Below are 8,300 nucleotides of genomic sequence, written 5' to 3' on the forward strand. Positions count from 1 at the left end.
GGGCCAAGCCCCGCCAGCGCGTCCTCGAAGGCCGCGCGCGGCTCGATCTCGGCCAGCGGCGCCAGGGCCTCGCGCAGGGCGGGATCGATCCGCGGGGAGGTCAGGAAGAGACGCGCCGCGCCCTCCCGCGGCACGATGGCGTAGCCCAGCGCCAGGGGTGTGTGGCCGACATCCGAGCCCCGCAGGTTGAAGGTCCAGGCGAGGTTGTGGGGGTCCGAGATGACGAGGACGTCGCAGCGCGCGCCCTCCAGCTCGGCCCGGACGCGGGCGAGCTTCTCCGCCGCCTGCTCGCCCGCGTGGACGATCGGGTGCGGCACCACGGGGCCGGCCGGGGGCCTCGGCCTCCCGGCCCAGGCGAGATCGACGGGATTCTGCGGCAGGGCCCGCAGGCTCGCCCCGGCCCTCTCGGCGGCGCGCTCCAGGCGGGCGACGCCGTCCGGCGTGTGCAGCCAGGGATCGTAGCCGAGCACCGCGCCGAAACCCAGGTTCTCGCCGATCCAGGCCTCGACCGTCCGCTCCGCGAGCGGCACCACCGTGACGGTCGCGGTGTCGACCTGCTCGGGTGCCTGGAGGGTGTAGCGGCCATCGGCCACGAGGCCGACCTGATCGGCGAGCACGACCGCGGTGCCGGCCGAGCCAGTGAAGCCGGTGAGCCAGGCGAGCCGCTCGGCATCGGCCGGCACGTACTCGGACTGGTGCTCGTCGGCGCGCGGCACCACGAAGCCGTCCACGCCCGCCTCGCGCAGGGCGGCGCGGACGGCCGCCACCCGCTCGGGGCCCTTGCGGTGGCTCGGATCGTCGAAGGTCTGGAAATGGCGGCGCTCGCTCATGCGCCCAGTATGGCCGCCGGGGCCGGGGCCGCAACAGCCGGGGCTCACGATCTCGCGGAGCGTCGGGGGATCCCCCTCGGTGCCGCCGCGGGCGTCAGGGAAAAGGGCGGTGCGCGGGTCGGTCGCCGCGCGCCGGCCTCGCCTCAGGTGCGGTCGGCCGGCAGGTCGGGCGCCCGGTCGTCCGGGGCGCCGTCGTAACCCTCCAGCCAGGCGCGGCGCTCGGGGGAGCCGGCGGGGTAGGGGCAGGCATCCTTCGGGCGGCCGTGGGCCCGAGCTCGGGCGCCTTCCCGGGCCGGGTCGGAGGTCGAGGGATGCCGCTCACTCATGCGGAGAGAATGCGGGCGGGCGGGCGCGGTTTCACGGGCCCGACGGACTCAGCGCGGACGCGCTGCCGCACCGCCGCGACGGAGCACCAGGGCGACCCAGCCCTCGATCACGCCCTTGCGCTCGAGGTGGAAGCCGCGGTGGCGGTAGGTCGAGAGCACGCCCGGCACGTCGCGCTCGATCAGCCCCGAGAGGATGAGCGCGCCCCCGTCGGCGACCACCGCGGTCAGGCTCGGGGCGAGCCGCTTCAGCGGCCGGGCCAGGATGTTGGCGAAGACGATGTCGAAGCGGCGCGGTCGGTTGGCGAGGGCGTGCTGCACGCCGCCGCCGTGGTAGAGCCGCAGGTAGGGCCCGAGCCCGTTGAGCCGGGCGTTGGCGCGGGCGGTGGTGACGGCTTCGCCGTCGAGGTCGCCCGCCACGACCGGGGCGTGGAGCGCCTTGGCCGCCGCGAAGGCCAGGATGCCGGTGCCGGTCCCGACGTCGAGGACATGGGCCGGTCGGCCCTTCTTCAGTTCGCCCACCAGCGCCCGCAGGCAGCCGAGCGTGGTGCCGTGGTGGCCGGTGCCGAAGGCCAAGGCCGCCTCGATCTCGATGGCGAGGTCGTTCGGCCGGATCGAATCGCGGTCGTGCGCGCCGTGGACGAGGAAGCGGCCGGCCCGTACCGGCTTCAACCCCTCGAGGGAGGCGCGCACCCAGTCCTGCTGGTCGATGCTGCGGAACTCGGCGGCGTCGGCCCCGTCGCCGACGACCGGGCGGATCAGCTCGCGGACGTAGGCCTCGTCCGGCTCGTCGGCGAAGTAGGCCTCGAGCCGCCAGGTCACGCCGTCCTCGGCCTCGAAGGCGGCGACCGCGGTCTCGGTCGGGTCGAACATCTCGCCGAGCAGGTCCGTCATCGCGCGCGCCGAGCGCTCGTCGGTCATCAGGCGCAGGACGTGCGTCGGACGGTGGGGCGGCAGGCCTTCGATCATGGGCCGCCTCTACCACCGGGTGCGGCCGCTCGCCACTCCTCGCCCGCCCCGTTCGATTCGTACCGACGCCTGCCTGATGCGACGGCACAACGGTCATATGATGTTCGTATGTGCCGCGGAACCGGGCAGGGGATGCCGCGTTGCTCGTGGCTTTCTCCGAGTCGCTTCGACCGTCGAGGGTGGGTGCAAGCGTGACCAAGACCAGACGATCCGTCCAACGCGGGCCGGTTGTCCTCAACGACAATACGATCCTGTCGAAGGCCCGACGCCCCCATGCCGAGCATGCCGCGTCGAGCCTTATGGAGACGCTGGACGGGCCTCTGCCCGGCACGCTGCTGGTGCAGCTGAGCCGCCTGCACAGGTCCGAGCAGGCGCGGCTTTCCGCGACGGAAGCGGGCCCGGCCGAGATCGCCGATGGCCCGCGCCGGGGCTGACCTCGATCACGCGTAGGCGTAGGGCCCGCCGCGGCGCAGCGCCCGCTGGTAGGCCGGCCGCGCGTGGATGCGCGCGAGCCAGTCGCGCACCCGCGGCCCGGCGCCCGTGCCGCGGGCGGCGAAGGCCTCCAGCGGGAAGCTCATCTGGATGTCGGCGGCGCTGAAGCCGTCGCCGCAGAACCAGGGCGCACGCGCCAGCTCCGCTTCCCAGTAGGCGGCGTGGCGCTTCAGGTCCGGGTCGATGAAGCCGGCCTGCACCTTGGCGGCGACCGCCCGCACGATCGGACGGATCAGCGCCGGACTGCCGGGCGCGAGGCGCCCGAAGATCAGCTTGAGCAGGAGGGGCGGCATGGCCGAGCCCTCCGCGTAATGCAGCCAGTAGGTGTAGCGCCGCCGCTCGGCCTCGCCCGTCGGCACCAGCGCGCCGCCGCAGCGGCCGGTGAGGTACTCGACGATCGCGCCGGTCTCGGCGATCACCGCGCCGTCCTCCACGACGACCGGCGACTTGCCGAGCGGATGGATCGCCGTGAGTTCCGGCGGCGCCCGCATCGTCCGCGGGTCGCGGGCGTAGCGCTCCACCGCGTAGTCGAGGCCGAGTTCTTCGAGGAGCCAGAGCACCCGCTGCGAGCGGCTGTTCTCCAGATGGTGGACGGTGATCATCGGGCCTCGTCGAGGAACGCGCGCATCAGCGTGTGGGCGATCGCCATGGGCGGGGGGGCGAACAGGTTCTCGGGGTGGCGCCGCTCCAGCATCGCGCGCACGCTCTCGCGGTCGAACCAGCGCGCGTCGGCGAGCTCGGCCGGGTCGGTGACGATCGCCCCGTCGAGCCCTTCGGCGATGCAGCCGATCATCAGCGAGGAGGGGAAGGGCCAGGGCTGCGAGGCCAGGTAGGTCACGTCGGCCACCCGCACCCGCGTCTCCTCGTAGACCTCGCGGGCGACCGCGGCCTCGATGGTCTCGCCGGGTTCCAGGAAGCCGGCGAGGCAGGAATACATCCCCTCCTTGAAGTGCGCGCCGCGCCCGAGCAGGCAGGTGTCGCCGCGCCGGACCAGCATGATCACGACCGGGTCGGTGCGGGGGAAGTGGTGCGCGCCGCAGGCCGCGCAGGCGCGCCGGAACCCGCCGGCCTCGACCGCGGTCGGGGCGCCGCAATTGGCGCAGAAGCCGTGGCGAGCATGCCAGTCGAGCATCGACTTGGCGGTGGCGAGCAGACCCAGTTCCTCGGGCTCGACCGCGCCCTCGGTGGCGATGCTGCGCAGGTCCTGCGCGGCGAGGCCGCGCGCTTCCAGGGCCGGCACGGCGTCGGGATCGAGGCGTCCCGCGAAGACCGGGCGCCCGTCGAGCGTGCCGAGAAAGATGCGGGCGGTGGGCTCGGTCCCGTCCAGCGCGGCGGGGTCGAGGACGGCGCTGCCGGCCCGGAGCACGAGGCGGTCGCCGGCCAGCGCGACGAGGCGCGCGGCGGGGGAGAAGTCCGGCACCGCACCCTCCGGCTGTTCCGAGGAGTGGCGCAGGAGGCGGCTGCGGGCGAAGCCGAGGGTGGCGGAGGGGTCCGGCATCTGTGTTCTCACGGGGGTCTCACGCGGCCGCGAACAGGGCGCCGGCGCGCTCCAGAAGCTGGGCCCGGGCGTGAGCCGGGTAGGGACGGCGCTCGCCGTGCCCCCAGACCGGGCCGGGCCAGGCGGGATCCGAGCAGAAGCGCCCGACCACGTGGACGTGCATCTGCGCCACGACGTTGCCGAGGGCCGCGACGTTGACCTTGTCGGGCTTGGCGAGGGCCTGCATCACGCCGACCGCGATGCGGACCTCCTGCCAGAGCGTGGCGGAATCCTCGGGGGTCAGGTCGGTGAGTTCGCTCACCGCCGGCCGCCGCGGCACCAGGATCAGCCAGGGGAAGCGGGCATCGTCCATCAGGAGGACGCGGGCGAGCGGCAGGTCGCCGACCGGAACGGTGTCGGCGGCGAGGCGGGGGTCGAGATCGAAGGCATCGGTCATGCGGGGATTGTAGGGCGCCGGACGGTCGGCCGCGATGGCGGGACACGCGCATTGCGGCGAGCCCCGCCCGGCATCCCGGGCCGGCGCGCCGGCGCCTAGAGCGCCGGCCGCGCGCGTTGGCGACCGACGACGATCGTGTCCGCGTTCAGGAGGCCGCTCCCGTCGGTGCGGGCGAAGACGACCACGTGGGCGCCGGGCACGAGAAGCGCCTTCTCACCGGGCCCGATCTGGGTCGTCGGCGTGTTTGCGGACAAGTCGAACTGCGTATCCCCCTCGGGATTGTGCAGGCGGACCCTGACCGGATCGCGCCCGTCGCGCGTGACGACCCAGCCGGCCGTGAGGGTCGCGCCGGGCTTCGTGTCCCAGGGCTGGCGGCCGGCCTCGAAGCCGCGCTCCGACGGGGAGTAGATGACGACGCCCTCCACCGGCTCGCCGGGGGCCGAGAGGACGCTGAGATAGCTCTCGGGCTTGATGTCGCGCACGACGCTCGCGTTGGCGATCAGCATGCGCGTCTTCGGGTTCATGTAGGCGGTGATCGTCCCACCGCCGTAGGGCCGCATCACCAGCGTGTCGTTGGTGCGCATCTCCACGGTGCCGCGCAGGCGGGCGAGGGGGTTGTCCGCCATGACCGAGCCCGCCAGGGCGGGCGAGAGGGCAGCGAGAAGGCCGGCGCAGAGGCCGGCGAGACGGTGTCGCATCGAGTCAGGCGCTCCCGGTGGCGCTGCCGCAACGTGCCTGTCCGGCGCCGGTTCCCGCCGGCTTCGCCGCGCACCTCAATGCGCCATCAGCACCGGCAGGTCGGCATGGGCCAGGAGATGGCTGGTCGGGCCGCCGAAGATCATCTGGCGCAGGCGGCTCTGGGTGTAGGCGCCCTTGATGAGCAGGTCGCAGCCGTAATCCCTGGCCTCGGCCAGGAAGGTCTCGCCGGGCGTGCGCCGCCCGGCCGCAAGCGCCCTGTGGTCGGCAGCGATCCCCTCGCAGGCGAGCGCCCGGGCAAGGTCCTCGGCGCTCGGTCCCGGCACGGTGCCGCCCTCGACGCTGAGGACGCGGACGCGCTCGGCCCTGTGCAGGAACGGCATCGCGAAGGCCACCGCCCGGGCGGTCTCGGTCGAGCCGTTCCAGGCGATCAGGATCGCCCGGCCGAGCTCCGTCGGCGCGGTCGGCGGCGCGAGCAGGATCGGGCGACCGCCCTCGAAGAGCGCGGTCTCGAAGGTCGCCATGCTGGGGGAGGTGTCCTGGGAGCCCGGCCGCCCGACGACCGTCATCGAGAACAGGCGGGCGTACTGGCCCAGGAAGCCGTCGCCGGCCGGCACGTCCTGGCGCCAGCGGTAGCGGGGCCCGGCGCCGGCCACGTTCTCGGGCACGCAGAGACCGTCGCGGGCGTGGCGGGGGATGCCGGCCCGGTCCATGAAGGCGACGAAGCGCCCGCCCGCCTCCTCGGCCTCGGCCCGGTCGGCCTCCTCGTCGCGCAGCCAGGTCATGCCGCCGACCATGTCGACGGGCACGTACTCGGCGAGCGCCGGGCGCAGCGACACGCCCTCGATCAGGCTGCCGAAGCGCTGCGCCACGAGGCGCGTCGTCTCGAAGACGGAGGGCAGCGCGTCGTGCAGCGCCACGGGTACGAGCAGGGTCTTCATGGCCGGGTCCTCAAGCCTGCGGCGTTCGGGCCGGAGGCTAGTGCGGTTCCGGCCCGCGGAAAACAGAGGTCCCGCGACCGCGCACAAGGTTTGGGATCCGGCCCGCCCCGCCGGGCGCCGGGTCGAGGCGGGCGCGGAGCGCGCGGGTCGCCGGGCGCTCGACGAGACGGTAGGTCAGGACCGCCGCCGCGACGCTCAAGGCGATCATCAGCGCGCCCACGCCCCAGGCGCCGAGCGGCGCGGCCGGCCCGGCGCGCGCCACGCCCTCCCGGACCGCCCGCAGGCAGAAGGGATGGACGAGGTAGAGCGCGTAGGACGCGTCGCCGAGCCGGGAGAGCGGGCCGATCCAGGCCGGATCCCAAACCTTGTGCGCGGGGCGGGGGTCCCCGAGAGCGAAGGCGGCGACGAGACAGGCCGCGGGAAGTCCGGCCAGGAGCGGGCGCGCGAACCCCGCGACCTCGCCGCCGCCGACGAGGGCGAGCCCGCAGATGCCGGCCGCCGCGAGCGCGAGCCGCGCCGGCGGGGCGAGCCGGAGCCCCGCCTCCCATATGAGGGCGACGGCGGCGCCGAACAGGAATTCGAGCACGATCGGATCCGACCAGAACCGGAGCGCCGCCGCCGCCGGTTCCGCCAGCCGACCGTACAGCACGAGCCCCGCCAAGGCGGCGCCGGTCCAGGCGACCGCGGCGCGCCGTCCGCGCCCCAGGCAGAGCGCGAAGAGGGCGTAGAACAGCATCTCGTAGTTCAGCGTCCAGCCGAGCCCGTAGAGGGGCTGCAGGCTGCCGTCCGGGCGGGCCGCCGGCCAGAACAGGAACGAGGCGGCGAGATAGGCGGGGTCCCCCGCCGCGGCCCCGGCATCGCCGAGGCCGCGCGGCAGGACGAGCGCCACGGCGAGGTAGGCGAGGGTGACGAGCCAGTAGAGCGGCACCACTCGGGCGACCCGGTGCGCGAGGAAGCGGCGCCTTCCGCCGGGACCCTCGTAGGCCGGCCCGGTGGCGTGGACGATGATGAAGCCGGAGATCGCGAAGAACACGTCCACGCCCGCCCACAAGGGCAGCTGCGCGAGCGCGTCCGCACCGAGGCCGAGCGCCGCCAACTCGTGCCGCAGGTGGTGCAGGACGACCATCAGGGCCGCGGCTCCGCGCAGGACCTGTATCCCGTGAAGTCTCATCTCAATCCCCGCACGACCCACCGGAACAAGATGAAAATCCTCCGCGCGAGCCAGGAACAAAGCCGCAGAACCTCCGTTCTAGGCGAGAAGCGAAGCCGTCATTCCGGACGGCTCCAGACCGCGCCGCCGTATGCAGGCCGGTCACCGCCCAGTTTGTCTTTATTCGAGGTTTGCGATGTTCAAGACGTATGCTGCCGCCACCGCGCTCATGGTCGCGGTCTCCGCCCCCGCAATGGCGCAGGGCATGATGGACTACCGCGTCCAGGCCATGCAGGCGAACGCCTTCGAGATCCAGGCTGGCCAGATGGCGCTGGCCAAGTCCCGTAACCCGCAGGTCCGCGCCTACGCCAAGGAGGCGGTCCGCGATCACCGCGCCGCCAACAACGCCCTCATGGGCGGCGACATGAACGGCCCGATGGCCGGCCCGGGCGGCCTGATCGGCGCGCCCCTGGCGGTCGCGGGCGGCGCGGTCGGCGCGGCCACGGGCGCGGCGGCCGGCGTGGTCGGCGGCACCCTCCAGGGCGGTCCGGTGGGCGGCCTCGAGGGCCTCGGCAGCGGCGCGGCCCGCGGTGCTGCGGTCGGCAGCCGCGTCGGCGGCATGGACGTCGACACCACGGCCGGCACGATGGTGCAGCCGAGCCCCGAGCAGCAGGCGATGCTGGCCGAGCTCTCCGCCACCCCGGCCGGCCCGCGCTTCGATCGTCTCTACGTCAGCCAGCAGCTGCGGTCGCATCAGATGGCCATCGGCATGACGCAGGCCTACGCCTCCTCGGGCCCGAACCCGGCGCTGCGCGCCTACGCCCAGCAGGCGCTTCCGGTCTACCAGCACCACTATCAGGAGGCCCAGCGTCTCCCGGGCGCCCGCTCGATGTAATGATACGGCGCCCCGGCCTCCGGGCCGGGGATCGCTTCGGACTGCGCGAGAGCGGCGGGCGGCAGCGCCC

The 8,300-nt window shown here is 74.2% G+C and carries 11 protein-coding genes; 2 read left to right on the plus strand and 9 right to left on the minus strand.

What is annotated here, in order from left to right; genetic code table 11:
• From AX737_RS07885 to AX737_RS07895, 3 genes are all read right to left on the minus strand, one after another.
• Positions 1-830, minus strand: an 830-nt coding sequence (locus tag AX737_RS07885) for an aminopeptidase P family N-terminal domain-containing protein (protein ID WP_197430494.1), incomplete at its 3' end; no start/stop codon positions are given.
• Between the two features lie 143 nt (positions 831-973).
• On the minus strand, positions 974-1,156 hold the full coding sequence (locus AX737_RS07890) for an Rmf/CrpP family protein (protein ID WP_066920397.1): 183 nt from the start codon (positions 1,154-1,156) through the stop codon (positions 974-976).
• A 48-nt stretch (positions 1,157-1,204) separates the two neighbouring features.
• On the minus strand, positions 1,205-2,122 hold the full coding sequence (locus AX737_RS07895) for a 50S ribosomal protein L11 methyltransferase (protein WP_066920398.1): 918 nt from the start codon (positions 2,120-2,122) through the stop codon (positions 1,205-1,207).
• Positions 2,123-2,313: 191 nt separating this feature from the next.
• Here AX737_RS07895 and AX737_RS31930 point away from each other — a divergent pair, with 191 nt between their 5' ends.
• Entirely contained in the window at positions 2,314-2,556 is a 243-nt protein-coding gene (locus tag AX737_RS31930; RefSeq protein WP_082772943.1) for a hypothetical protein, read from the plus strand.
• Between the two features lie 6 nt (positions 2,557-2,562).
• Here the strand turns inward: AX737_RS31930 and AX737_RS07900 are convergent, their stop codons facing one another.
• From AX737_RS07900 to AX737_RS07925, 6 genes are all read right to left on the minus strand, one after another.
• Positions 2,563-3,216: a glutathione S-transferase gene (locus AX737_RS07900; protein WP_066920400.1), complete on the minus strand. Its 654-nt coding sequence runs from the start codon at positions 3,214-3,216 to the stop codon at positions 2,563-2,565.
• Positions 3,213-4,112: an NAD(+) diphosphatase gene (nudC, locus tag AX737_RS07905; protein WP_066920402.1), complete on the minus strand. Its 900-nt coding sequence runs from the start codon at positions 4,110-4,112 to the stop codon at positions 3,213-3,215. The genes AX737_RS07900 and nudC overlap by 4 nt, the downstream gene beginning before the upstream one ends.
• A 19-nt stretch (positions 4,113-4,131) precedes the next feature.
• Positions 4,132-4,548 (minus strand): HIT domain-containing protein, encoded by a 417-nt coding sequence (locus tag AX737_RS07910; protein ID WP_066920404.1) that lies wholly within the window; start codon positions 4,546-4,548, stop codon positions 4,132-4,134.
• A 95-nt stretch (positions 4,549-4,643) separates the two neighbouring features.
• Positions 4,644-5,246 carry a hypothetical protein gene (locus AX737_RS07915; protein WP_066920406.1) on the minus strand — a complete coding sequence of 201 codons (603 nt, stop codon included), beginning with the start codon at positions 5,244-5,246 and terminating at the stop codon, positions 4,644-4,646.
• Between the two features lie 75 nt (positions 5,247-5,321).
• Complete coding sequence (locus tag AX737_RS07920) at positions 5,322-6,185, minus strand: universal stress protein (protein WP_066920408.1); 864 nt, start codon at positions 6,183-6,185, stop codon at positions 5,322-5,324.
• Between the two features lie 37 nt (positions 6,186-6,222).
• On the minus strand, positions 6,223-7,356 hold the full coding sequence (locus AX737_RS07925) for an acyltransferase (protein ID WP_066920410.1): 1,134 nt from the start codon (positions 7,354-7,356) through the stop codon (positions 6,223-6,225).
• A gap of 175 nt (positions 7,357-7,531) precedes the next feature.
• Between AX737_RS07925 and AX737_RS07930 the strand changes: the two genes are divergently transcribed.
• Positions 7,532-8,230, plus strand: a complete 699-nt coding sequence (locus tag AX737_RS07930; RefSeq protein ID WP_066920412.1) for a DUF4142 domain-containing protein — start codon at positions 7,532-7,534, stop codon at positions 8,228-8,230.
• Positions 8,231-8,300: the final 70 nt, after the last annotated feature.

The organism is Methylobacterium sp. CCH5-D2 (genome assembly GCF_001556475.1).
Lineage (GTDB): Bacteria > Pseudomonadota > Alphaproteobacteria > Rhizobiales > Beijerinckiaceae > Methylobacterium > Methylobacterium hispanicum.

Excerpts from the sequence above, each read along its gene's own strand:
- AX737_RS07890 (WP_066920397.1), bottom strand. The coding sequence starts at position 1,156 with ATGAGTGAGCGGCATCCCTCGACCTCCGACCCGGCCCGGGAAGGCGCC.
- AX737_RS07895 (WP_066920398.1), bottom strand. The coding sequence starts at position 2,122 with ATGATCGAAGGCCTGCCGCCCCACCGTCCGACGCACGTCCTGCGCCTG.
- AX737_RS07900 (WP_066920400.1), bottom strand. The coding sequence starts at position 3,216 with ATGATCACCGTCCACCATCTGGAGAACAGCCGCTCGCAGCGGGTGCTC.
- nudC (WP_066920402.1), bottom strand. The coding sequence starts at position 4,112 with ATGCCGGACCCCTCCGCCACCCTCGGCTTCGCCCGCAGCCGCCTCCTG.
- AX737_RS07910 (WP_066920404.1), bottom strand. The coding sequence starts at position 4,548 with ATGACCGATGCCTTCGATCTCGACCCCCGCCTCGCCGCCGACACCGTT.
- AX737_RS07915 (WP_066920406.1), bottom strand. The coding sequence starts at position 5,246 with ATGCGACACCGTCTCGCCGGCCTCTGCGCCGGCCTTCTCGCTGCCCTC.
- AX737_RS07920 (WP_066920408.1), bottom strand. The coding sequence starts at position 6,185 with ATGAAGACCCTGCTCGTACCCGTGGCGCTGCACGACGCGCTGCCCTCC.
- AX737_RS07925 (WP_066920410.1), bottom strand. The coding sequence starts at position 7,356 with ATGAGACTTCACGGGATACAGGTCCTGCGCGGAGCCGCGGCCCTGATG.
- AX737_RS07930 (WP_066920412.1), top strand. The coding sequence starts at position 7,532 with ATGTTCAAGACGTATGCTGCCGCCACCGCGCTCATGGTCGCGGTCTCC.